This is a genomic window from Pseudomonas sp. MG-9 (genome assembly GCF_018729515.1).
GTDB classification, from domain to species: Bacteria; Pseudomonadota; Gammaproteobacteria; order Pseudomonadales; family Pseudomonadaceae; genus Aquipseudomonas; species Aquipseudomonas serboccidentalis.
In genome coordinates this window covers 93,062-116,021 of record NZ_JAHHZH010000012.1, presented here as the reverse complement: position 1 = coordinate 116,021, position 22,960 = coordinate 93,062, and the positions used below count along the sequence as shown (strand labels likewise).

20 protein-coding genes are annotated in these 22,960 nt (G+C 61.2%); 5 read left to right on the top strand and 15 right to left on the bottom strand.

The window, feature by feature from the left end; all coding sequences use genetic code 11:
* Positions 1–22: 22 nt before the first annotated feature.
* Complete coding sequence (locus tag KKQ10_RS26360) at positions 23–1,204, top strand: aminotransferase class V-fold PLP-dependent enzyme (protein ID WP_127651293.1); 1,182 nt, start codon at positions 23–25, stop codon at positions 1,202–1,204.
* Between the two features lie 5 nt (positions 1,205–1,209).
* Here the strand turns inward: KKQ10_RS26360 and KKQ10_RS26355 are convergent, their stop codons facing one another.
* The 4 genes from KKQ10_RS26355 to zwf all read right to left on the bottom strand — a co-directional run bounded on the left by KKQ10_RS26355 (position 1,210) and on the right by zwf (position 5,051).
* Positions 1,210–1,935 (bottom strand): intradiol ring-cleavage dioxygenase, encoded by a 726-nt coding sequence (locus KKQ10_RS26355; protein WP_127651292.1) that lies wholly within the window; start codon positions 1,933–1,935, stop codon positions 1,210–1,212.
* 266 nt (positions 1,936–2,201) lie between these two features.
* On the bottom strand, positions 2,202–2,867 hold the full coding sequence (locus KKQ10_RS26350; protein ID WP_127651291.1) for a bifunctional 4-hydroxy-2-oxoglutarate aldolase/2-dehydro-3-deoxy-phosphogluconate aldolase: 666 nt from the start codon (positions 2,865–2,867) through the stop codon (positions 2,202–2,204).
* A gap of 17 nt (positions 2,868–2,884) precedes the next feature.
* On the bottom strand, positions 2,885–3,598 hold the full coding sequence (gene pgl / locus KKQ10_RS26345) for a 6-phosphogluconolactonase (RefSeq protein ID WP_215502762.1): 714 nt from the start codon (positions 3,596–3,598) through the stop codon (positions 2,885–2,887).
* Positions 3,585–5,051: a glucose-6-phosphate dehydrogenase gene (gene zwf, locus KKQ10_RS26340; protein ID WP_127651289.1), complete on the bottom strand. Its 1,467-nt coding sequence runs from the start codon at positions 5,049–5,051 to the stop codon at positions 3,585–3,587. The genes pgl and zwf overlap by 14 nt, the downstream gene beginning before the upstream one ends.
* Positions 5,052–5,277: 226 nt before the next feature.
* On the opposite strand from zwf, the gene KKQ10_RS26335 reads away from it, so the two are divergent.
* Positions 5,278–6,138 carry a MurR/RpiR family transcriptional regulator gene (locus KKQ10_RS26335; RefSeq protein WP_169842436.1) on the top strand — a complete coding sequence of 287 codons (861 nt, stop codon included), beginning with the start codon at positions 5,278–5,280 and terminating at the stop codon, positions 6,136–6,138.
* Between the two features lie 96 nt (positions 6,139–6,234).
* On the opposite strand, the gene KKQ10_RS26330 is transcribed toward KKQ10_RS26335, so the two are convergent.
* The 11 genes from KKQ10_RS26330 to edd all read right to left on the bottom strand — a co-directional run bounded on the left by KKQ10_RS26330 (position 6,235) and on the right by edd (position 19,920).
* Complete coding sequence (locus KKQ10_RS26330) at positions 6,235–7,089, bottom strand: D-hexose-6-phosphate mutarotase (protein WP_215502761.1); 855 nt, start codon at positions 7,087–7,089, stop codon at positions 6,235–6,237.
* Between the two features lie 172 nt (positions 7,090–7,261).
* Positions 7,262–8,611 carry a carbohydrate porin gene (locus KKQ10_RS26325; protein WP_215502760.1) on the bottom strand — a complete coding sequence of 450 codons (1,350 nt, stop codon included), beginning with the start codon at positions 8,609–8,611 and terminating at the stop codon, positions 7,262–7,264.
* A gap of 192 nt (positions 8,612–8,803) precedes the next feature.
* Positions 8,804–9,964, bottom strand: coding sequence for an ABC transporter ATP-binding protein (locus tag KKQ10_RS26320; RefSeq protein WP_215502759.1), 1,161 nt, complete (start codon positions 9,962–9,964; stop codon positions 8,804–8,806).
* 2 nt (positions 9,965–9,966) lie between these two features.
* Entirely contained in the window at positions 9,967–10,812 is an 846-nt protein-coding gene (locus tag KKQ10_RS26315) for a carbohydrate ABC transporter permease (RefSeq protein WP_047599569.1), read from the bottom strand.
* Positions 10,805–11,713 (bottom strand): carbohydrate ABC transporter permease, encoded by a 909-nt coding sequence (locus KKQ10_RS26310; RefSeq protein WP_003227452.1) that lies wholly within the window; start codon positions 11,711–11,713, stop codon positions 10,805–10,807. Before KKQ10_RS26310 ends, KKQ10_RS26315 begins: the two co-directional genes overlap by 8 nt.
* 150 nt (positions 11,714–11,863) lie before the next feature.
* A complete protein-coding gene (locus KKQ10_RS26305) occupies positions 11,864–13,165 on the bottom strand; it encodes an ABC transporter substrate-binding protein (protein WP_127651285.1) in 1,302 nt (433 codons plus the stop codon).
* Positions 13,166–13,283: 118 nt separating this feature from the next.
* Positions 13,284–14,543 carry a D-mannose isomerase gene (locus KKQ10_RS26300; protein WP_127651284.1) on the bottom strand — a complete coding sequence of 420 codons (1,260 nt, stop codon included), beginning with the start codon at positions 14,541–14,543 and terminating at the stop codon, positions 13,284–13,286.
* A 199-nt stretch (positions 14,544–14,742) separates the two neighbouring features.
* Positions 14,743–16,212, bottom strand: a complete 1,470-nt coding sequence (locus KKQ10_RS26295) for an ATP-binding protein (RefSeq protein ID WP_127651283.1) — start codon at positions 16,210–16,212, stop codon at positions 14,743–14,745.
* Positions 16,202–16,933, bottom strand: a complete 732-nt coding sequence (locus KKQ10_RS26290) for a response regulator (protein WP_127651282.1) — start codon at positions 16,931–16,933, stop codon at positions 16,202–16,204. Before KKQ10_RS26290 ends, KKQ10_RS26295 begins: the two co-directional genes overlap by 11 nt.
* Before the next feature lie 198 nt (positions 16,934–17,131).
* Positions 17,132–18,097 (bottom strand): glucokinase, encoded by a 966-nt coding sequence (locus tag KKQ10_RS26285; RefSeq protein WP_127651281.1) that lies wholly within the window; start codon positions 18,095–18,097, stop codon positions 17,132–17,134.
* Positions 18,094–19,920: a phosphogluconate dehydratase gene (gene edd, locus KKQ10_RS26280; protein WP_127651280.1), complete on the bottom strand. Its 1,827-nt coding sequence runs from the start codon at positions 19,918–19,920 to the stop codon at positions 18,094–18,096. Before edd ends, KKQ10_RS26285 begins: the two co-directional genes overlap by 4 nt.
* A 220-nt stretch (positions 19,921–20,140) precedes the next feature.
* Between edd and gap the strand changes: the two genes are divergently transcribed.
* The 3 genes from gap (at position 20,141) to KKQ10_RS26265 (ending at position 22,924) form a co-directional block, all read left to right on the top strand.
* A complete protein-coding gene (gene gap, locus KKQ10_RS26275) occupies positions 20,141–21,142 on the top strand; it encodes a type I glyceraldehyde-3-phosphate dehydrogenase (RefSeq protein WP_127651279.1) in 1,002 nt (333 codons plus the stop codon).
* Between the two features lie 187 nt (positions 21,143–21,329).
* Positions 21,330–21,857, top strand: coding sequence for an RNA polymerase sigma factor (locus tag KKQ10_RS26270; protein ID WP_127651278.1), 528 nt, complete (start codon positions 21,330–21,332; stop codon positions 21,855–21,857).
* A 101-nt stretch (positions 21,858–21,958) separates the two neighbouring features.
* On the top strand, positions 21,959–22,924 hold the full coding sequence (locus KKQ10_RS26265) for a FecR family protein (protein WP_215502758.1): 966 nt from the start codon (positions 21,959–21,961) through the stop codon (positions 22,922–22,924).
* Positions 22,925–22,960: the final 36 nt, after the last annotated feature.

The window sequence follows — 22,960 nt, the reverse complement described above, 5'->3', positions numbered from 1 at the left end:
CCTCTCTTGAGCCGAATCGACCATGCCTGACAACACCCGCCGTGCCCGTGACGAAGCGTTCTGGCAAACCTTCGCCGATCGCTACGAAGCGCAAACCGGCCCGCTGAACCTGGAGAACGGTTATTTCGGACGCATGTCGCGCACGGTGATCGAGGACTACCAGCGCAACATCGAGCTGATCAACACCAGCAACTCGGTGTATGTGCGCCAGCGTTTCGAGCAGCACGACAGCCTCGACATTCGTGCGCAACTGGCCGAGACGATCGGCGTGCGCGCCCAGAGCCTGGCCTTCACCCGTAACGCCAGTGACGCCCTGCAGTCGCTGATCCGCAATTACAACCGCCTGCAACCGGGCGATCAGGTGCTGATCTGCGACCTCGAATACGACACGGTCAAAGGCGCCATGCGCTGGCTGGCGCGGCATCGTGGCGTGGACGTGATCGAGATCAGCCACACCCACCCGGCCAGTTTCGACAGCCTGCTGGACACCTACCGCGAAGCCTTCATCCGCTACCCGAAACTCAAGCTGATGGCTCTGACCCATGTGACCCACCGTACCGGGCTGGTGATGCCGGTGCAGGCCATCGCCGCGCTGGCGAAACAACATGGCGTGGACATCATCCTCGACGGCGCCCACGCACTCGGTCAGATCGAGTTCAACCTCGAAGCCCTGGGTATCTCGTTCGCCGGCTTCAACCTGCACAAGTGGATTGGCGCTCCATTGACCCTGGGCTTTCTGTACATCGCCCCGCAGCGCCTTGCCGACATCGATCCGGACATGGGCGAAATGCACTTTCCGGCCAGCGACGTCCGCGCGCGCACGCCGTACAGCACGCCGAACATCCCGGCGCTGATGTCCCTGCCGCTGGCGCTCGAGGAACACCGTTCGCTCGGCGGGGCCGCGGCCAAAGGCGCGCGACTCAATTACCTGCGCAACCTGTGGGTCAGCGCAGTGCGGCACCTGCCGGGCATTGAAGTGATGACCCCGGACGATCCACGCCTGTATTGCGGCATCACCTCGATGCGCTTCACCCGCCACACCGATCAACAGGCGATGGTCGAGCGCCTGCTCAACGAGTACAACCTGTTCACCGTGGTGCGCAACGGCGCAGCGAGCGGGCCGAGCATCCGTATCACCCCGGGGCTGACCACCACCGACGCCGACATGCAGACCCTGACACGCGCGCTCAACGAGCTGCGCTGATTCGCTCACACGGTGTATTTGTCGAAGTCCTCGGGCTTGATCTGCGATGAGGCCGCGAAGGTGTCGATGCCGATGGTCAGGTGACCGAAAAAACCGTCCTCGTGAGAGTCACGGCCGATCGGCCACACGGTCAGGGTCGAGCCCTCGCCGCCCATGTTTGCGTAATAGTTGTCTTCGGCGTTGTTCAGCGGCGTCGAAGCCCGGCCGCGATAATCCCGGGCGGCGAGTACCGAGCGCGAAACCACCTCGGGGAAATACAGCTGACCGACCCAGGCCACGTTGCGCTCCTCCAGATATTCACCGCCGGTAACGATGCGCACCGCCACATGAATATGCAGCGCCCGACCGGCGTAGAACCCCGGATAGATCGTGGTAAACCGCGCCCGCCCCTTGTGATCACAGAACTGGCTGCCGCGCAGGTAGGTGTCGTCGTCGGTGCGCGGGATCGAGCCGATGGCATCGGTGTCGGCTTCGAGATCCGGGTTGACCCGGCTCCATCCGGAATAGGCGCCCCGCGCATTGCAGTGCCAGATATCAACCAGCGCCCCGCCCACCGGCTCGCCGGTCATGGCGTCGACGATGCTCAGGCGCAGCAGCAGGGGCAGCCCGTCGGCACCTTCGCTGATGTTGCGGCGCAGCAGCTTGGGATTGCGGAAGTACGGCCCGGCGATCTGTTCGGGGGCCAACTGATAGATCGGTTGTGGCGATGAGGCTGAAGTATCTCGTTCCATGACACGTTCTCTCTTCCATAAGATGAACGCAGATTAACGCCACGCCCAAGCGCCTGTGCGGTAACTATGTATCGCAGCGTAACGATGATCCCCATCCACCTGTAGGAGCTGCCGAAGGCTGCGATCTTTTGATCCTGGCTTTAAAAAGATCGCAGCCTTCGGCAGCTCCTACCGAGAATGGGTTTTTCCGGGCAAAAAAAAACGGTGCACCGACCAAGCGCACCGTAAAGCCGTAGAACACACAACGAAGTGTCAGGTAAAAACTTTTAGTCCAGCAGCGCCAGGGCCTCGGCGGTGCATTCCTGAATGCGCGCCCAGTCGCCGTTCTTGATCCACTCCGGATCCAGCATCCAGCTACCGCCCACGCACATGACGTTTTTCAGCGCCATGTAGCTCTTGATGTTGGCCGGGCCGACGCCGCCGGTCGGGCAGAATTTCACTTCGCCGAACGGGCCGCCGAGGGCCTTGATCGCTGCCACGCCACCGCTGACTTCCGCAGGGAATAGCTTGAAGCGGCGATAACCCAGGCCATAGCCTTCCATGATGCCGGAGGCGTTGCTGATGCCTGGCAACAGCGGGATCGGGCTGGCGACGCTGGCTTCGAGCAGGTCACGAGTGATGCCCGGGGTGACGATGAATTGCGAACCCGCCGCTTCGGCAGCCGCGAGCATGTTGCGATCGAGCACGGTGCCGGCACCGGTCACCAGCTCCGGACGCTGTTCGCGCAGGATCTGGATCGCCTTGAGACCGAACTGCGAACGCAGGGTCACTTCCAGCGCCGTCAGGCCACCGGCGGCCAGGGCGTCGGCCAGCGGCAGCACGTCCTGTTCACGGGCGATGGTGATCACCGGCAGGATCCGCGCCTTGGCGCAGAGGCTGTCGATCAGGGCAACTTTGTCCGCCATGGAAACGGTCGGGGATGGGGTTGTCATAGCGGCTGTTCCTTGGCTCATGGGCACCAGTAAATCTCTAACGTAGGTTGCAGAAACGCGCGAACCGGCATGGCCGCGACGTCGTCGGATGCCAGTGCGGCATTCAGGGTGGTCAGTTTCGATTGACCGGAAATCGACAGAATCTTGTGCCTGGCCGAAGCCAGCAGCGCGCGGCTCATGGTCAGGCGCTGACGCGGCACACTTGGCGCCAGCATCGGCCAGCAGCGACGAGTGCCATCCGCCTGTAACGCTTCAGTCAGGTTCGGGCTGTCGGGGAACAGCGACGCGGTATGACCGTCATCGCCCATGCCCAGCACCAGCACGTCAATCGGCGGCAGTTCGGCGAGCAACCGGTCGGCCTGTTCGGCAGCCTGCTCGACGTTGGTCGCCGCGCTGTAAAGGCTGAGGAACTGCGCCTTGGCCGCCGGGCCCTTGAGCAGGTACTGCTTGAGCAGACCGGCATTGCTGTCGGCGTGTTCGACCGGTACCCAGCGCTCGTCGGCGAGGGTCACGACGACCTTCGACCAGTCCAGTTCCTGCTTGGCCAGGTGCTGGAAAAACGCCACCGGGCTGCGACCGCCGGACACTACCAGCACCGCGTTGCCGCGAGCGCCGATGGCTTCGTTCAGTTGCTTGGCGACGTTCAGCGCCAAACCCTCGGCCAGCAGCACCGGGCTTTTGAACGGATGGGCGTGCACGCCCTCGGGCAGTTTCACATCAGATATCGCCATACCACGACCTCCCGTCCCGCGTGATCAGTGCAATCGAGCTCATCGGCCCCCACGACCCGGCCGCATACGGCTTGGGCGCGTCACCGGATTTTTTCCACCCGGCGATCAACTGGTCACACCACTTCCACGCGGCTTCGATTTCATCTTTACGGACAAACAGGTTCTGATTGCCGTTCATCACTTCCAGTAACAACCGCTCGTAGGCGTCGGGGATCCGCGCGCTGCGCCAGGTGTCGGAGAAATTCAGTTGCAGCGGTCCGCTGCGCAGTTGCATGCCCTTGTCCAGGCCTTGCTCCTTGGTCATCACGCGCAAGGAAATGCCTTCATCCGGTTGCAGACGAATGATCAGTTTGTTGCTGATCTGCAGGCGTTGTTCCGGCGCAAAAATGTAGTGCGACGGTTCCTTGAAGTGGATGACGATCTGCGACAGTTTTTGCGGCATGCGCTTGCCGGTCCGCAGGTAGAACGGCACGCCGGCCCAGCGCCAGTTGCGGATGTCGGCACGCAGGGCGACGAAGGTTTCGGTGTCGCTCTGGGTGTTGGAATTGGGTTCTTCCAGGTAGCCCGGTACGGACTTGCCTTCGCTGTGGCCGGCGATGTACTGACCGCGCACCACTTGCGTGGTCAGGCCTTCCGGACTGATCGGCGCCAGGGCCTTGAGCACTTTGACCTTTTCGTCACGGATGCTGTCGGCGGACAGGTCGGCCGGTGGGTCCATGGCGATCAGGCACAGCAGCTGCAGCAGGTGGTTCTGGATCATGTCACGCAGTTGGCCGGCCTTGTCGAAGTAGCCCCAACGGCCTTCGATGCCGACCTTCTCGGCCACGGTGATTTCCACGTGGGAGATGTAATTCTGGTTCCACTGGGTTTCGAACAGGCTGTTGGCGAAACGCAGGGCGATCAGGTTCTGGACGGTCTCTTTGCCCAGGTAGTGGTCGATGCGGTAGGTGCGGTTCTCGGGGAAGAACTGCGCCACGGCGTCGTTCACTTTGCGCGAGGATTCCAGATCGGAACCGATCGGCTTTTCCAGCACCACGCGGGTGTTTTCCGCCAGACCGACTTTGGCCAGGTTCTCGCAGATCGCGCCGTACACCGCCGCCGGGGTGGCGAAGTAGGCAATCATGCGTTGCGCGGTGCCGGCGGCTTCGGCCAGCGTCACGTAATCATCAGCCTTGAGGAAGTCGACGTGCAGGTAGCTCAGGCGCGCCAGAAAGCGCTCGGCCACGGCTTCGTCCAGCTCTTTGCCGACGTAACGGCGCAATTCGGCGGCGATGAACGCCAGGTGCTGCTGCTCGGAGCCGGATTCACGGGCCAGCGCGATAATGCGCGTGTCCTCGTGCAACAGATCGGCGCCATCGAGGTGATAAAGGGCAGGAAACAGCTTGCGCAGGGCAAGATCGCCCAAAGCGCCGAACAAGGCAAAGGTGCACGGTTCAACCGTAATCGAAGGCATGATGTTTGTTCTTTTATCAAGTTAAGCTACAAATACCTTTTTTCAAGGCATCACTCAAGGGAAAATGTAGTAATAACCACAACATTTTCGCAAAATACAGATTCCGAGTGGTGGTCGGTCGGAGCCATCAGTAGGATAGGCCACCGTCACGGGCCACATCAAAGGCCCAATTTGCATAGCCCGGCGCAACTTTGCGCAGGTGAATTAGGAATTCCATATGGACCGCGTGCGAAATTTACTGGAACAGATCCAGAGTCGCCTTGAAGAGCTGAACAAGGCCGAACGCAAAGTCGCCGAGGTGATCCTGCTCAACCCGCAGCAGGCCACCCGCTTCAGCATCGCCGCCCTCGCCCAGGCGGCGTCGGTGAGCGAGCCGACGGTCAACCGTTTCTGCCGTTCGTTCGGTGTCAGCGGCTACCCTGAACTCAAGCTGCAACTGGCGCAGAGCCTGGCCAGTGGCGCGGCGTATGTCAGCCGCGCGGTCGAGGCCGATGACAATCCCGAGGCATACACGCAGAAGATTTTCGGCAGCGCCATCGCCTCGCTGGACAGCGCTTGCCAGGCGCTGGACCCGAACCTGATCAGCCGCGCCGTCGACCTGTTGATCCAGGCGCGGCAGATCCACTTCTTCGGCCTCGGCGCTTCGGCACCGGTGGCGCTGGATGCGCAGCACAAGTTCTTCCGTTTCAACCTCGCCGTCACCGCGCATGCGGATGTGCTGATGCAGCGGATGATTGCTTCGGTGGCGCATACCGGTGAGTTGTTCGTGATCATTTCCTACACCGGCCGCACCCGCGAGCTGGTGGAAGTGGCGCGCATCGCCCGGGAGAACGGCGCTTCGGTGCTGGGCCTGACGGCGGAGAACTCGCCACTGGCCAAGGCCAGTACCCTGAGCCTGAACATTCCGCTGCCGGAAGACACCGACATCTATATGCCGATGACCTCGCGGATCATTCAGCTGACCGTGCTGGACGTGCTGGCGACCGGCATGACCTTGCGTCGCGGGGTGGATTTCCAGCCGCATCTGCGCAAGATCAAAGAGAGCCTGAATGCGAGCCGGTATCCGGTGGGTGACGAGTTCAATTAGGACGCTTCGCGTAAAAGATCGCAGCCTTCGGCAACTCCTGCATGATGTGTACGCCACCCCATACAGGAGCTACCGAAGGCTGCGATCTTTTGATTTTCATGCAGCTGCCCACGCCTGCAAACTCAAATGCGCCTTCTCCCCCGGCGCCAGATGCAGGCTGTCCGTCCCGCCGGCCGCCGCTTCGACACAGACAAACTCTGCCACTTCATCCCAGCTCACGCCCAACAATGGCCGTGAACCCGGGTGCCAGACCACCGTGTCGGCGCTGGCGCCGGTGTCGATGCACAGCTCGCGCTGCCAGGCGTGATCCTTGAGCTGCAATTCGCCGTCATGCTGGAACACCCGCTGACAACCGCCATCCACGCGCAACTCGCCTTCCTGCTGGCAGGACTGGCGGCTCAATTGGTCATAACCTTGCGCGCCTTCGAGCCCAGACAGCGCTATCTCACCAACATCGCCAATACGCCAGTAAGCATGCAAAGCCTGGCTCAGCTGGCACGGCATGTCGTCCTGATGCTCGGTGCTCAGGCGCAATTCCATGCGTTCGCCCAGGTGCGCATGCAGGTCCGCCTGCCAGTCGCACAGCTGCAACTGCCAATGCAGGCGCACGCCGTCATCGGCACTGCTGCTGTCGATCAGTTTCCAGTCGAGCAGCCGCGCCCAGCCATGGGAGGGCCATGCGTTTTCGCTCGGATGACGGCCATACCACGGCCAGCACACCGGCACGCCGCCGCGAATGGCGCCAACGTGCGGCCACTTCGCCGCACACCACAACCACGGTTTCTGCCCGCGCGGCTGAAAGTGCAGCAACTGCGCGCCCTGACGACTGAACACCGCCTGACACAGCGGATGATCAATCACCAGCACGTCGCGCATCTGATAGCGCTCCCAGGCAAACACCGGTTGTTCGCGCAGGGATTTGAAGAAGCGTTGCAGCGGATGCTCAGGCATTGGCCACGGTTCCGAATTCATCTGTTACGGGCTGCGCCAGCCCTCAAAAAAAAGCGGACAGCCTAGGGGGCGTTCTCAATTGTTTTTCCCACCGCGGCGGGTAAAACAATTGAGAACGCCCCCTCGCTGTCCGCAAATATGCGCACATAGAGAGGAGCTTATCGCAGACGCGTCAGAACGTAGACTGAATTTTCAGGCCAGCGACCAATGCGTTGTCCACTTCATCCACACCACCCGGGTGAGTGATGTACTGCAGGTTAGGACGTACGGTCAGCCAGTTGGTGACGTGGAAGCCGTAGTTGATCTCGTAGTTGTATTCGGTTTCACGAATCGGCGAGAACACCGGATTGTCGTAGTCCGAAACACCGTTGGAGACATTCAGCAGCTCGGCGTTTTTCTTCACGTCATCGTTGACGTGGATACGCGCCGCGCCAATGCCGACGTCATCCTTCGGACGTGCGTCGAACGGGCCTTTGTAGACAAACATCACCGACTGGTAGTTGTCGATGAAGTTGGTGTCCTTGTCGTGGAACGTGGCGTTGGCCGCAATGTTCAGACCACGAGTCGCATCACCGTTGTGGCTGGTGAGTTGCTGTTGCGCGACGAACCAGTAGCCGTGTTTGCTGCTGTGGGTCTTGTAGGCGTCGCCGGTGGTCGCCGCGTCGAAACCGTTGACGTCTTCACGCACGTCGCTGGCGTCCGCCGTGCTCTTGTAGTAACCGATGCGGTATTCGCCCGGCAGGCTGTTGACCTTCGGCGACCAGACCAGTTCGACAGGAAGAACAGTACCTTTGGTGCCGCTGCCGCTGAGTTTGAAACCGTTGCCGTGTTCCAGCTGCGACGGGTTCTGGTTGTACGCACCGATCTGCGCATAGAGCTCGTCGTTGATGTTGTACTTCACGCGGATCGCGGCCTGGCTGACGGGCCAGTTGTACCAGATGTTGGTCGCCCAGTTACCCACTTGCGAGCCGCAGAACGCCAGGTTCTGGAATTCGCACGGGAAGGTGTTGAAGTCTTCGCCTTCACCGAAGTAACCGGCCTTCACGTCGAGCTTGTTGTCGAAGAATTGGTGCTGAATCCACAACTGGGTCAGACGCACCATGTGGCCACGACCGTAGACTTCCTGCGAAGACGACAAGGTGCCGGCACGCGGATCGCCAACGCGGTCGTTGGAGATGTTTTGACCGTTACGGTTGGTCAGCTGGATCTTGGCCTGGGTGTTGTCCCAGCCCCAGAGTTTCTGCAGGTCCAGCGCCACGCCCAGACCGAACTGGTCGCTGTAGCGACCGGTTTTGTCGTCGTTGTAGCCGCCATGCAGGTTGGCGCCCATTTCCCCAACGTAATCAGCCTTGATATCGATACCTTGCTCGATCAGCTTGGTACGCTCGCCACCCCAGTCGCCAGTCATCCATTTCGAATCGGAGCTGAATGCATCGGCAGCCATTGCATTGCCGGCCAGCACCAATGCCGCCGCAGCTGACACTTGGCAGATCAACCGGGCATTGACGTGTTTCTTTTTCATCCCTACATCCTCGTCTTTATTGTTATTAACTGTTTTTTTCCAACGTGGTTTACATAATTTGCGGTGCTCGACAGGCCGGGCACCGCGTGCTCCTTGTAGGAGTGAGCCTGCTCGCGATAGCGGTTTTACATTCAACATCTCTGTCGACTGATACACCGTCATCGCGAGCAGGCTCACTCCTACACTTGTTCGTCAGCGGCCTTTGAATTGCGCCACGTTCGCAGACCGCGCATCGGTCTGCGGTTGGCCGGCAGTGCCGAGGCGCTCACCGGTATTGGCATCGAACAACAACACTTTCGACGGATCGAATTGCAGTGTCAGGGTTTCGCCCACCTGCGGCGCCACGTCCGGCGCCAGACGGCAGCAGACCTTGGTTTCATTCAGGTTGACGAACACTAGCGTGTCCGGACCGGTCGGCTCGGTGACCTGCACTTGCGCCTTGATGCTCGGCAGGCCATTGCCCTCTCCGTTCGCCAGAACAATCTGTTCAGGGCGCAGACCGAGGATCACTTCGCGATCTTCCAGCCCGGCGTCCTGCATGCTCATCGGCAACTCGCAACGGGCTTGGCCGCTGTCGAGCAACGCCAGCAGACGACCGTCCTTGCGTTGCAGGCGCAGCGGAATGAAGTTCATCGGCGGCGAACCGATGAAGCTCGCCACGAACAGGTTGGCCGGGTCGTTGTAGATCTCTTTCGGCGTGCCGAACTGCTGAATGATCCCGTCCTTCATCACCGCCACTTTGTCGCCCAGGGTCATCGCTTCGATCTGGTCGTGGGTCACGTAGACCGTGGTGGTTTTCAGGCGCTGGTGCATCAGTTTCATTTCGGTGCGCATCTCGACGCGCAGCTTGGCGTCGAGGTTGGACAGCGGTTCGTCGAACAGATAGATCTTCGGCCGCCGCGCCAGGGCACGGCCCATCGCCACACGCTGTTGCTGACCACCGGAGAGCTGGCCCGGCTTGCGGTTGAGCAGGTGTTCGATCTGCAGCAGCTTGGCCACGCGCGCGACTTCTTCGTCGATCGCCGACTGCGACATCTTGCGGATCTTCAGACCGAACTCGATGTTCTCGCGCACGCTCATGGTCGGGTACAGCGCGTAGGACTGGAACACCATGGCGATGTCACGATCCTTCGGGCTCATGCCGCTGACGTCCTGGTCGCCGATCATGATCGCGCCACCGGTGATGGTCTCGAGGCCGGCGATGCAGTTCATCAGGGTCGACTTGCCGCAGCCCGACGGGCCGACGAGGATCAGGAACTCACCGTCCTTGATCGACAGTTCGATGTTCTTCAGGGTGTCCGGCAGGCCGGCACCGTAGGTCTTGTTGACGTTGCGAAGTTCGAGCGTTGCCATGATTACCCCTTGACTGCGCCGGCCGTCAGCCCGCGCACGAAATACTTGCCTGCGACCACATAGACCAGCAGGGTCGGCAGCCCGGCGATCATCGCCGCTGCCATATCAACGTTGTATTCCTTGGCCCCGGTGCTGGTGTTGACCAGGTTGTTCAGCGCCACCGTGATCGGTTGCGAATCACCGCTGGAGAACACCACACCGAACAGGAAGTCGTTCCAGATCTGGGTGAACTGCCAGATCAGGCAGACCATGATGATCGGGGTCGACATCGGCAGAATGATCCGCCGGAAAATCGTGAAGAAACCCGCGCCATCCAGACGTGCAGCTTTCACCAGCGCATCGGGAATGCTCACGTAGTAGTTACGGAAGAACAGCGTAGTGAACGCCAGACCGTAGACCACGTGGACGAAGACGAGGCCGGTGGTGGTGCTCGCCAGGCCCATCTTGCCGAGAGTGAACGAGGCCGGCAGCAGCACAGTCTGGAACGGCAGGAAGCAGCCGAACAGCAGCAGACCGAAGAACAGCTGCGAACCGCGGAACCGCCACATCGACAACACGTAACCGTTCAGCGCGCCGATGGCGGTGGAGATGACCACGGCCGGCACGGTGATCTTGATCGAGTTCCAGAAGTAACCGTCAACCGTGGCCCAGGCCTTGACCCAGCCGATGCCGCTGACCACGGTCGGCCAGCTCAGCAGGTTGCCGGTGCTGATGTCTTCCGGGGTCTTGAAACTGGTCAGCAGCATCACCACCAGCGGAATCAGGTACAGCAGGACCGCGAGGATCAGCACCGCGTAGATCGCCACGCGACTGAGGCTGAAGGCGGGTTTGGCAGCGAGACTAGTCATGACGCTTGGTCCTCAGCTCGGAGTACAGGTAAGGCACGATGATCGCGAGAATCGCACCGAGCATCAGAATCGCACTGGCCGAGCCCATGCCCATCTGGCCGCGACTGAAGGTGAAGGAATACATGAACATCGCCGGCAGGTCGGAGGAATAACCCGGACCACCCGCAGTCATCGCCGCGACCAGGTCGAAGCTCTTGATCGCGATGTGGGCGAGGATCATCACCGCACTGAAGAACACCGGACGCAGGCTTGGCAGCACCACTTTCCAGTAGATGGTCGGCATGCTCGCGCCATCGATCTGCGCGGCACGGATGATCGACTGATCGACACCACGCAGGCCGGCGAGGAACATCGCCATGATGAAGCCCGAGGCTTGCCACACAGCAGCGATCACCAGGCAGTACACCACGCGATCAGGGTCGATCAGCCAGTCCAGACGGAAGCCTTCCCAGCCCCAGTCACGCAACAATTTGTCCAGGCCCATGCCCGGGTTGAGCAGCCATTTCCACGCGGTACCGGTGACGATCATCGAGAGCGCCATCGGGTACAGGTAAATGGTGCGGATAAAGCCTTCGCGACGGATGCGCTGGTCGAGGAACACCGCCAGCAGCACACCGATCACCAGCGTGATGCCGATGAACATGCCACCGAACACCGCGAGGTTCTTGCTCGCCACCCACCAGCGGTCGTTGTCGAACAGCCGTGCGTATTGCGCAAGTCCCGCCCACTTGTAGTTGGGCAGGAAAGTCGAGGTGGTGAACGACAGCACGAACGTCCACAGGATGTAGCCATAGAAGCCCACCAGCACGATGAACATGCTCGGCGCCAGCACCAGTTTCGGTAGCCAGCGCTGCAGTGCATCGAACGGCGAGGCCTTGCTGAACACAGCAACAGAACTCATGGGGAAATCCAGTACGAGAGAAAAGGACTACTTGGGCAACTCGTCCCCTTGCAGGAGTGAGCCTGCTCGCGATTGCGGTGTGTCAGTTGATGAATCTGTTACCTGACAAACCTCTATCGCGAGCAGGCTCACTCCTACAGGGGCCAAGAATTACTTGGCCGACTGAACCGCCGCGCCCAGTTTCTTGGCCGCATCGGCCGGGTCGGCTTTCGGGTCGTTGATGTAGTTGGTCACGACATCAAAGAACGCGCCCTGCACCGCCAGCGTGGTCGCCATGTTGTGCGCCATGCTTGGTTGCAGGCCGCCGGACTTGGCGTCTGCCAGGAAGTCCTTGGCAGCGGTTTGCGCGCAGGAATCGAAGCCGAGCTTGTCCATGTTGTTCAACATGTCGTTACGCACCGGGATCGAGCCTTTGTTGATGCTGAAGACTTTCTGGAAGTTTTCACCCAGCACGACTTTGGCGATGTCCTGCTGACCCGCCGCAGTGCCTTTGTCTTTCTGCTTGAACACCGCCAGGGAGTCGATGTTGTAGGTGAACGCCTTGTCGGTACCCGGGAACGCTACGCACTCGTAGTCCTTGCCGGCGACTTTCTTGGCAGCGGTCCATTCGGACTTCGCCCAGTCACCCATGATCTGCATGCCGGCCTTGCCGTTGATGACCTTGGCCGCTTCCAGGTTCCAGTCCTGGCCCTTGCCGTCGGCGTCCATGTAGGTCGCGACTTTCTTCAGTTCGGTCAGCGCCTTGACCATTTCCGGACCGGTCAACGCCTTGTTGTCCAGGTCGACCAGGGCTTTCTTGTAACCATCAACGCCCATGACCGAGAGCACCACGGCTTCGAACACGGTGCTGTCCTGCCAAGGCTGACCGCCGTGGGCCAGCGGGATGAAGCCCGCAGCCTTGAGCTTGTCGCCAGCGGCGTAGAATTCTTCGAGGGTGGTCGGGTTCTTGGTGATGCCGGCTTTCTTGAAGACTTCCGGGTTGATCCACAGCCAGTTCACCCGGTGAATGTTCACCGGCACGGCCACGTAATCACCGTCGTACTTCACGGTATCGGAGACTTTCTTGTCGAGCAGGCTGTCCCACTTTTCCGACTTGGCGACGTCTTTCAGCACGTCGGTGTCGAGCAGACCGGTGGACGCCCATTCCTGGATGTCCGGGCCCTTGATCTGGGCGACGCCTGGCGGGTTGCCAGCCACGGCACGGCTTTTCAGCACGGTCATGGCCGTGGCACCGCCACCGCCGGCGACAGCGCCGTCTTTCCAGGTGAAACCGTCTTTTTCGACTTGCGCCTTGAGCACATCAACGGCGGCTTTTTCGCCACCGGACGTCCACCAGTGCACGACTTCGACCGAACCTTTGGATTCGGCAGCGGAAACACTGAGAGGCAGAATTGCGAGCGGGAACAGGGAGGCGACAGAAATGACAGTAGCGAGGCGAGAAATCGCATTCATCTGAGATGTACCTTTCTTGTTGTTATGCATGCAAGTCTGGTGCTTGCGCTGCACAGGAGTTTAAACAGGGCGATTCCCTTCGCAGGTAACGAAGGGATGCGCAAATGTCACCGCATGGTTACATAGGAACAGCCCGGGATAATTGCGCCAGAGCCGTTGCCATACTGGGTGACAAGGGTAGACGAGGGATCAGAACCGCCTGCCAGGCATGATACAGATCGGGCTTGCCCGGCCAGATATCGGCGCTCGGACGGTTTTGCGGATCGAGTTCGTGGTGCCAGCTGCCATCGCACCGGTCAATGAAATGGCCTTCACAGAATTCCCAGAACAGTCGGTACCAGGCTTCGTACTGCGCATCACCGGTGCGTTTGAGCAAGGCGCTGGCAGCGGCGCTGGCCTCGGCATGAGTCCAGTGCAGACGATGGCGCACCACGGCCTTGTTGTCCCAGTCGAGGGTGTAGACGATCCCCGGCGCGCCATCGACGTCCCAGCCGTGGCGGCAGTTCTGCTCGAAGAGTTTTTGCGCATCGGTCGCCAGCCAGCCCGGGGTGAGCATACCGGCCTTAACCCGCGCCGCTTCGAGGTGCAGCAACAGCCGCGCCCACTCGAAACCGTGGCCCGGGGTGGTGCCGTAGGGACGGAAGCCGTCGGCCGGGTTGTCGTGGTTGTACTCGCGCAGCGGTTGCCAGTCGCGGTCGAAGTGTTCGATGACCCTGTAACCGTTGGCGGCGGCGTGACCGTGGATCACCCGCTCGACGATGCGTTGCGCGCGCACCAGCCAGCGCGGGTCTTCGGTGACATCGGCCAGTGCGAGGAACGCTTCGGTGGCGTGCATGTTGCTGTTGGCGCCGCGATAGGCTTCTTCTTCGCGCCAGTCGCGATTGAAAAATTCGCGCATGGCGCCCTCTTCTTCGCACCAGAAATAGGTGTCGATGATGTCGATGGCGTCATCCAGCAATGCTTGGGCGTCGGGACGTTGCGCGACCACCGCCGAGCTGGCCGCGAGCGCGACAAAAGCATGCAGGTAGGCGTTCTTGCCGGTGTTGCCGTCGCGGTGTTCGGCGACCGCAAACCAGCCGCCGTGCAGCGCATCACGCAACGGGCCACGCAGGGCCGCGATGCCGTGATCGACCAGTTCGGCGAACCCCGGCAGGCCCTGAATGTGGGCCATGGCGAAGCTGTGGGTCATGCGCGCGGTGTTCATGGTTTCGGCTTGCGCGTTCGCAGGCAGACGGCCGCGCTCGTCGAGGTTGCCGAAACCTTCAGGCAGCTTTGAAGCCTTGGCGAACGCCAGCAGGCGCAGACCTTCGTCGGCGAGCCATTGCTGGTGGGCAGGGGCATTCAGCCAACTGCTGAAGCCTGGGTGAAAGGTGTCCATGGAGTGGCCCTTTTTTGTTGTTATGACTGCGGGCAGTCTAAACAACGGGCCGGGCCGGGCTTGTAACGAAGGGGGCGGGTTTTGTCACCAAGCCGTGACATTAGAAAAGCAAAGTCAAAAGATCGCAGCCTTCGGCAGCTCCTGCAGGGAAATGCATTCCAAATGCAGGAGCTGCCGAAGGCTGCGATCTTTTTGATCTTCAGTCTACTGAACGCGGCAGCTGCAACGTCACCCGCAACCCACCCTCACGCAGGTTCTGCAACGTCACCTCGCCGCCATGGCTATGGGCAATGTTGCGCGCAATGCCCAAACCGAGGCCATAACCCTGCTGCTGCCCCGCCAGACGAAAATGCGGCTCGAACACCTGCTCCAGCCGTTGCTCCGGCACGCCCGGGCCTTCGTCGTCGACGTGCAGGACAAACGCGCGCTCATCATCGTCGACGTGCAGGTGCGCGTTCTGCCCGTACTTCAACGCGTTGTCGATCAGGTTGCCGATGCAGCGCTTCAACGCCAGAGGCTTGCCCGGATACGCCGCCAGCGCCTTGCCTTGCTGAGTCACGCGGCCATTGCCGTTGGGCGCCAGATACGGCTCCACCAGGCAGTCGAGCACATGATTCAGGTCCACCGGCTCGATGTTCTCGTGGATGTCGGTGTCTTTCACGCACTGCAGCGCGCCTTTGACCAGCAGCTCCAGTTCATCCAGATCCCGACCGAACTTGGCTTGCAGTTGCTCGTCTTCCAGCAGCTCGACGCGCAAGCGCAGGCGGGTGATTGGCGTGCGCAAATCATGGGAAATCGCACTGAACAACTGGCTGCGTTCGGTCAGGTAACGGCTGATACGCTCACGCATGGTGTTGAACGCACGGCCCACTTCCACCACTTCACTGCCACCACCCTCGGCCACCGGTTCGACGTCGGCACCCAGCGACAGATCCCGCGCCGCCCGCGCCAGACGCTTGAGCGGCCGACTCTGCCAGTGCACCAGCAGGCCGATGAACAACAGCAAAAAGCCGCTGGTGAGGACGATGAACCACACCTGTTGCGCCGGCAGGCCTTGTTCTTCAAGACTGGTGTAGGGCTCGGGCAACAGCGACGCGATGTACAGCCATTCGCCCGGGGCCATTTGAATCTGGGTGACCAGCACCGGCGGGTTCACCGGCTCCAGGGTCAGCGCGTAATGCGCCCAAGAACGTGGAAGCTCATCGAGCTTGAGTCCGGCGTTGAAAATCCGCAGGTCTTCGGGGCTGACGAACGTCACCGAGATATCAGTGTCATGGCCCAGCGACTGGCGCAGCACTTCGTCCACCGCCTGAATCACCGCCGCCTTGCGCGGGGTGATCGGCAGCACGTCCATGCCCAGCGGTTTATCGTTGAGCGTCACCACGAAACGGGTGCCGCCCATGCTGCGCAACTGGTCGAGCACCAGCGGTCGGTACGCCACCGGCAGCGAGCGGAAATAACTGACGCTGGCGGTCATCGAATGGGCGAGGCTACGGGCGCTGGTGACCAGACCTTCGAGCTGGGTGGCGCGCAGTTGCGAAACCCAGATCACGCTCGACAAGGTCTGCGCAAACAGCACCGCCAACAGCGTCAACAGGAGCATCCGCCCCAGCAGCGAACGCGGCACCGGCACCTTGCTGGCGAGCCGGCGCAGCGACTCAGTGAGCATTGCCGGCAACCACATTGGCTGCCAGTTGGTAGCCGCTGCCGCGCACGGTGCGAATCAGTCGCGGCGGTTTTTCCGTGTCACGCAGGCGCTGGCGCAAGCGGCTGACGGCCATGTCGACGATGCGGTCGAGCGGCATCAGCTCACGGCCGCGGGTGGCGTTGCCGATGGTGTCGCGGTCGAGGATTTCCTGCGGGTGATCAAGGAACAGTTTCAACAACGCGAAGTCGGCGCCGGAGAGAATCACTTCCTCGCCGTCGGTGTGAAACAGCCGATGGCTGACCATGTCCAGCCGCCACTCGTCGAAGGCCAGCACTTCACTGCCGCCGCGTTCCTGGCCGAACTGCGCACGACGCAGCAACGCCTTGATCCGCGCTTGCAGTTCGCGAGGGCTGAAAGGTTTGCCCAGATAATCGTCAGCGCCGAGCTCCAGACCGATTACCCGGTCGGCCTCGTCGGAACTGGCGGTGAGCATGATGATCGGCACCTGCGCCTGACGCGGATGCTGACGCACCCAGCGGCACAGGCTGAAGCCGTCCTCGTCGGGCAACATCACATCGAGGATCACCAGATCGCTCGGTGCTTCGTTGAGTGCCTGGCGGAAACTGGCGCCATCGGCTGTGGCCCGCACCTGAAACCCGGCGCGGGTCAGGTAGGTTTCCAGCAACTCGCGTATTTCCTGGTCGTCATCGACCAACAATATCGACTTGTTGACTGAGCTCACTTCGAAGGCATCCTTGTTGTTGGAATTGGGGCGGATTATGCCTGAGCAAAAACAGATGGCGTACGAGCTTTTGTGGCGAGGGAGCTTGCTCCCGCTGGGCTGCGAAGCAGCCCCGATGTTTTGCCTCTGACATCGTGCTGGCCGGAGTTGCGATTGCTACGCAGTCGAGCGGGAGCAAGCTCCCTCGCCACAGGTTACTTATGTCACTACAGGAACGGATTGTTCCAGCGCTACACCGGCACCGACCAGCCCGGAATACGGCGCCGTCACCAGCCACACCGGAATGCCCTTGAAGTAATCGCTCATGCAGCCCTTGTCGGCGAAGCTGCGGGCGAAACCGCTTTCGAGGAAGAAGTCGGCAAACCGTGGAATCACCCCGCCAACGATAAACACGCCGCCACGCCCACCGGTGGTCAGCACGTTGTTGCCCGCCACGCGGCCGAGCCAGCAGCAGAACTGCTCCAGCACTTCCAGCGCGATCGGGTCCCCCGCCAGACCGGCCGCGGTGATCGCTTCCGGTGTGTCGAGTGTCGGTTCATGCCCGTCCACCGCGCAGATCGCCCGATAAACCCGTGGCAACCCGCCGCCGCTCAACGCGGTTTCCGCGCTGACATGGCCGATTTCGTTGTGGATGTGCTGCCAGAGTTGTGTTTCCCGCAGGCTGCCCAACGGCAGATCGACGTGACCGCCCTCCCCCGGCAATGCCGCGAAACGCCCCTCACCCAGATCGAGCAAAGTGCCGACGCCCAGACCAGTGCCCGGACCGATCACCACCGCCGGGCGCAACGGCTCCGGCGTGCCTTCGCAGACCACGCGGAATTCGCCGGGCTGCAAGCGGGTCATGCCCAGCGCCATCGCCGAGAAGTCGTTGATCAGCAGCAGTTGCTCGACCTGCAAGGTCTTGCAGAACGCCATGCGGCTCAGGCGCCAGTGATTGTTGGTGAACTTGAATTCATCACCACTCACAGGCCCCGCCACCGACAGGCATACCGAACCGATCGAGCCCGGCGCCAGACCGAGGCCGCTCAGGTACAGGCTGATTGCCTCCTCCGGGCTGGCGTGGTCGGCCGTGGCCAGCACCTGAACCGATTCCAGTTGCTGGTTTTTCCACAACGCGAACCGCGCGTTGGTGCCTCCGATATCACCGACCAAAGCCAGTTTCAATTAAGCGTCTCCAGGGCAGAAGTGAAGGCGCTGGCGCCCTGCTCCGCCGAGCTGAAGGCCAAACGCATGAAGCCAAACAGTTCGCGACCGCTGCCGATGTTGTTGCCCAACAGGCCTTTGGCGGGTTCGCGCGCTGCGAATTCGGCGGCGTCGACCTTGAGTTCCAAAGTCCCTTTGACGCCATCGACGCGGATGATATCGCCCTCTTGCACCCGCGCCAAAGCACCACCGACATAAGCTTCCGGGCTGACGTGAATCGCCGCCGGGATTTTCCCCGACGCGCCGGACATGCGCCCGTCGGTCACCAGCGCGACTTTGAAGCCGCGATCCTGCAGCACACCGAGGAACGGCGTCATCTTGTGCAGCTCGGGCATACCGTTGGAGCGCGGGCCCTGGAAGCGCATCACCGCGACAAAATCCTTCTCCAGCAGACCGGCCTTGAACGCATCGGCCAGGTCCTGCTGATCCTGGAACACCATGGCCGGCGCTTCGACGATCTGGTTTTCCAGCGCCACGGCGGAGACTTTCATCACGCCACGCCCGAGATTGCCTTCCATCACCCGCAAGCCGCCCTCGGCCGAGAACGCTCGGGCGACTGGACGCAGGATGTTTTCGTCGAGGCTTTCGATCGGGCCTTCGCGCCACACCAGCTCACCGTTTTCCAGGAACGGCTCTTTGGTGTAACGGCTCAGGCCATGGCCGAGCACGGTGTTGACGTCTTCGTGCAGCAGGCCGGCTTCGAGCAGTTCGCGGATCAGGAACGACATGCCGCCCGCCGCCTGGAAGTGGTTGATGTCCGCTTTACCGTTCGGGTAAACGTGGCTCAGGGTCGGCACGACTTCGGAGAGGTCGGCCATGTCCTGCCAGGTCAACTGAATACCCGCCGCCATGGCGATCGCCGGCATGTGCAGGGTGTGGTTGGTCGAGCCGCCGGTGGCGTGCAGCGCGACGATCGAGTTGACCAGCGCCTTCTCGTCGACGATTTCGCCGATCGGCATGAAGTTGCCATTCTGCTTGGTCAGGCGCGTGACCTGATGCGCGGCTTCGCGGGTCAGGGCGTCGCGCAGCGGCGTGTTCGGGTTGACGAAAGAGGCGCCCGGCAAGTGCAGGCCCATGACTTCCATCAGCAACTGGTTGGTGTTGGCGGTGCCGTAGAAGGTGCAGGTGCCCGGGCTGTGGTAGGACTTCATCTCCGATTCCAGCAGCTCTTCGCGGGTCGCTTTGCCTTCGGCGTACTTCTGCCGCACGTCGGCTTTTTCCTTGTTGGAAATCCCCGAGACCATCGGCCCGCCCGGAACGAAGATCGTCGGCAGATGGCCGAAGCGCAGCGAACCCATCATTAGTCCCGGCACGATCTTGTCGCAGATGCCAAGCATCAGCGCGCCGTCGAACATGTTGTGCGACAGCGCCACTGCTGTGGACATGGCGATCACTTCGCGGCTCGGCAGGCTCAGCTCCATGCCTGGCTCGCCCTGGGTCACGCCATCGCACATCGCTGGCGTACCGCCGGCGAACTGGCCGACCGAACCGATTTCACGCAGGGCGTTTTTGATCTGTTGCGGGAACACTTCGTACGGCTGGTGTGCCGAGAGCATGTCGTTATACGACGAAACAATGGCGATGTTCGCCGAGTTCATCATCCGCAGGCTGTGCTTGTCTTCGCTGCCACACCCGGCCACGCCGTGGGCGAAGTTGGCGCATTGCAGCTTGCCGCGCATCGGCCCGTCAGTGGCGGCACCGCGAATCAGTGCAAGGTAAGCCTGACGCGTGGCGCGGCTGCGGGCGATAAGCCGTTCGGTGACCTCAAGAACGCGGGGATGCATGTGTAGAACTCCAGGCTAACGGATGTGGCGACCTGATTGTCTATGCTGATCAAACGCCGCTGTTGTTTGAATGACAGACGGCTTTTTTGACCATTCGGACCAGTTGATTCAGGTCACTCGTTGTAGATAAAACAAAATATTGCCACTAAAAAGGCTTGTTTTCTATTTTTATGCGAATAATCTTGTAATTCCAACAACAAAACGACGGCGGCGCTGTTCAATGACTCTTCGAATTGCAATCAATGGTTTTGGCCGTATCGGCCGTAATGTCCTGCGCGCACTGTATACCCAAGGCTATCGACAGGATTTGCAGATCGTCGCTATCAACGATCTGGGCGACAGCGCCATCAACGCCCATTTGCTCAAGTACGACACCGTTCATGGCACATTCGACGCCGAAGTGGCCCATGACAATGAGAGCCTGACGGTCAATGGCGACCGCATTTCGGTCAGCGCGATTCGCAACCCGGCCGAGCTGCCGTGGGCCGCGGAAAAGATCGATGTGGTGTTCGAATGCACCGGTCTGTTCACCGACCGCGCCAAAGCGGCCGCGCATATTACTGCCGGCGCGCGCAAAGTCATCATCTCGGCGCCGGCCAAAGGCGCGGACGCCACCGTCGTTTACGGCGTGAACCACGACATTCTGCGCCAGTCGCACCAGATCATCTCCAACGCTTCGTGCACCACCAACTGCCTGGCGCCCGTGGCGCAGGTGCTGCATCGCGAGCTGGGCATTGAAAGCGGCCTGATGACCACCATTCACGCCTACACCAACGACCAGAACCTCACCGACGTCTACCACACCGACCCGTACCGCGCGCGTTCTGCCACGCAGAACATGATCCCAAGCAAGACCGGCGCCGCCGAAGCGGTAGGCCTGGTGCTGCCGGAACTGGCGGGCAAACTGACCGGCATGGCCGTGCGTGTGCCGGTGATCAATGTGTCGTTGGTGGACCTGACCGTGCAGCTCAAACGCGAAGCCTCGGCCGACGAAGTCAACGCGCTGATGAAAGCCGCCAGCCAGCACTCGAAAATTTTGGGTTACAACACGTTGCCGCTGGTTTCCAGTGACTTCAACCACAACCCGCTGTCGTCGATCTTCGACGCCAACCACACCAAAGCCAGCGGCAAATTGCTGAAAGTGCTGGCCTGGTACGACAACGAATGGGGCTTCTCCAACCGCATGCTGGATAACTGCCTGGCGCTCTGCAACGCCGAGTAACCGACAACCTCGTGTAGGAGTGAGCCTGCTCGCGATTGCGATCTGTCAGTCATAGAAGTTGTGGCTAAGCGACCGCTATCGCGAGCAGGCTCACGCCTACAGGTTTGCGCTGTATTCAAAATCAAGACTTGACCACTCGACTGGATGATAAGCATTATCATTCGCTCAAAATGGATCAGGTTCCCCCGTGAGTCAATCGCGCTTCAACCACGTCTTCCTCTCTCAGCGCACGTCCCTGTTGCGCACGATCGAGCGGATGGTCAACAACCACAGCACCGCCGAAGACCTGCTGCAGGAAACCTACCTGCGCGTCACGCGGGCGCTGAGCGAGCGCGCCATCGATCACCTCGAACCTTTTGTCTTCCAGACCGCGCGCAACCTGGCGCTGGATCATCTGCGTGCGCACAAGATCCATTCGCGGACCATGCTCGATGACGTGCCGCAAGAGGTGGTGCACAGCGTCGCCGCCCCCGCCAGCAGCGCCGAAGACGCCGCCCACGCCGAACAATTGCTGGAGCGCCTGAACGTGAGCCTCAGTCAACTCAGCCCGCGCCAGCAGCAGATTTTCATCCTCAGCCGTCTGCACGGGCACAGTTACCAGGAAATTGCCGACGAACTGAACGTGTCCCTCAGTACCGTGCAGAAGGAACTGAAGTTGATCATGAGCATTTGCATCGGCGTCGCCGAACGACACGACAGCAGCGGCAAGCTGTAAGCTTCAAGCTCCAAGTAAAAACGAAAAGCAGTACACGCATCTGGCTTGCAGCTTGCAGCTTGACGCTAGAAACTGCTTCGCCAGAAGCCCGAGGAACCACCGTGACGGACACCCACCGCCCGCCTTCGCCCGACACAGCGCAGGACGTCGCTAGCGCAATGGACCAGGCTCTGGACTGGCTCATCGTGCTCGGCAGTGCGGACGAAGAGCAGACCCGGCAATTTCACGCGTGGCTGGCGGCCGACCCGTTGAATGCCGAGGCGTTCGCCAAGGCCCAGGCGATCTGGGATGGGCCGCAGGTGGTGCAATGTGCGCAGCGTCTTGCCGCGAAGCCTGCGAAAGTCTCCTTGCTCAAACGTCTGCGCCCGCACTGGAAACCGTTGGCCACCGCCGCCGTGCTGATCCTCGGCCTGTTCAGTTTCAGCAACCTGCCGATGCGCCTCCAGGCCGATCACCTGACCGTGGTCGGCGAGCGCCAGCGCCTGCAACTGGAAGACGGCTCCAAGGTGTTGCTCAACACCAACTCGGCGTTCTCCAGCACCATCAATGAACGCCAGCGCGTGGCGCGGCTGTATCAGGGCGAAGCGTTTTTCGAGATTGCCGCCAACCGTGGCCAGCCGCTGGAAATCGATGCCGGCCCGGTACAGGCCAGCGTGCGTGACACCGCGTTCGCCGTGCGTTATCTGGACGGCGTGGCACAGGTCAATGTGCAGCGCGGCGATGTCGATCTGCGCGCCACGCACAACGACGCGCGCGTGCGGTTGTCCGCCGGGGAAAGCATCCGCATCGGCCCCAACGGTTTCGATCGCCCGGCCAAACTTGATGCCGCCACCGAACTGGCCTGGGTCCAGGGCCGACTGGTGTTCGAGAACTGCCCGTTGAATCAGGTGCTGGCCGAACTGCGCCGCTACTACCCGGGCTGGATCATCAACACCAATGAGCAGTTGGCCGACGTCAACGTCACCGGCAACTACCGCCTCGACCAGCCGCTGGACGTGGTGCGCTCCCTTGCCCACATCACCTCGGCGCGCCTGCAGGAATTCCCCGCGCTGGTGATCCTGAACTAAATGAGAATTATTTTTACTCGATAGCGAAAGCCCGTT

Excerpts from the sequence above, each read along its gene's own strand:
- KKQ10_RS26330 (WP_215502761.1), bottom strand. The coding sequence starts at position 7,089 with ATGCCTGAGCATCCGCTGCAACGCTTCTTCAAATCCCTGCGCGAACAA.
- zwf (WP_127651289.1), bottom strand. The coding sequence starts at position 5,051 with ATGCCTTCGATTACGGTTGAACCGTGCACCTTTGCCTTGTTCGGCGCT.
- pgl (WP_215502762.1), bottom strand. The coding sequence starts at position 3,598 with ATGGCGATATCTGATGTGAAACTGCCCGAGGGCGTGCACGCCCATCCG.
- KKQ10_RS26295 (WP_127651283.1), bottom strand. The coding sequence starts at position 16,212 with ATGCTCACTGAGTCGCTGCGCCGGCTCGCCAGCAAGGTGCCGGTGCCG.
- KKQ10_RS26325 (WP_215502760.1), bottom strand. The coding sequence starts at position 8,611 with ATGAAAAAGAAACACGTCAATGCCCGGTTGATCTGCCAAGTGTCAGCT.
- KKQ10_RS26355 (WP_127651292.1), bottom strand. The coding sequence starts at position 1,935 with ATGGAACGAGATACTTCAGCCTCATCGCCACAACCGATCTATCAGTTG.
- edd (WP_127651280.1), bottom strand. The coding sequence starts at position 19,920 with ATGCATCCCCGCGTTCTTGAGGTCACCGAACGGCTTATCGCCCGCAGC.
- KKQ10_RS26315 (WP_047599569.1), bottom strand. The coding sequence starts at position 10,812 with ATGACTAGTCTCGCTGCCAAACCCGCCTTCAGCCTCAGTCGCGTGGCG.
- KKQ10_RS26310 (WP_003227452.1), bottom strand. The coding sequence starts at position 11,713 with ATGAGTTCTGTTGCTGTGTTCAGCAAGGCCTCGCCGTTCGATGCACTG.
- gap (WP_127651279.1), top strand. The coding sequence starts at position 20,141 with ATGACTCTTCGAATTGCAATCAATGGTTTTGGCCGTATCGGCCGTAAT.
- KKQ10_RS26320 (WP_215502759.1), bottom strand. The coding sequence starts at position 9,964 with ATGGCAACGCTCGAACTTCGCAACGTCAACAAGACCTACGGTGCCGGC.
- KKQ10_RS26305 (WP_127651285.1), bottom strand. The coding sequence starts at position 13,165 with ATGAATGCGATTTCTCGCCTCGCTACTGTCATTTCTGTCGCCTCCCTG.
- KKQ10_RS26360 (WP_127651293.1), top strand. The coding sequence starts at position 23 with ATGCCTGACAACACCCGCCGTGCCCGTGACGAAGCGTTCTGGCAAACC.
- KKQ10_RS26300 (WP_127651284.1), bottom strand. The coding sequence starts at position 14,543 with ATGGACACCTTTCACCCAGGCTTCAGCAGTTGGCTGAATGCCCCTGCC.
- KKQ10_RS26350 (WP_127651291.1), bottom strand. The coding sequence starts at position 2,867 with ATGACAACCCCATCCCCGACCGTTTCCATGGCGGACAAAGTTGCCCTG.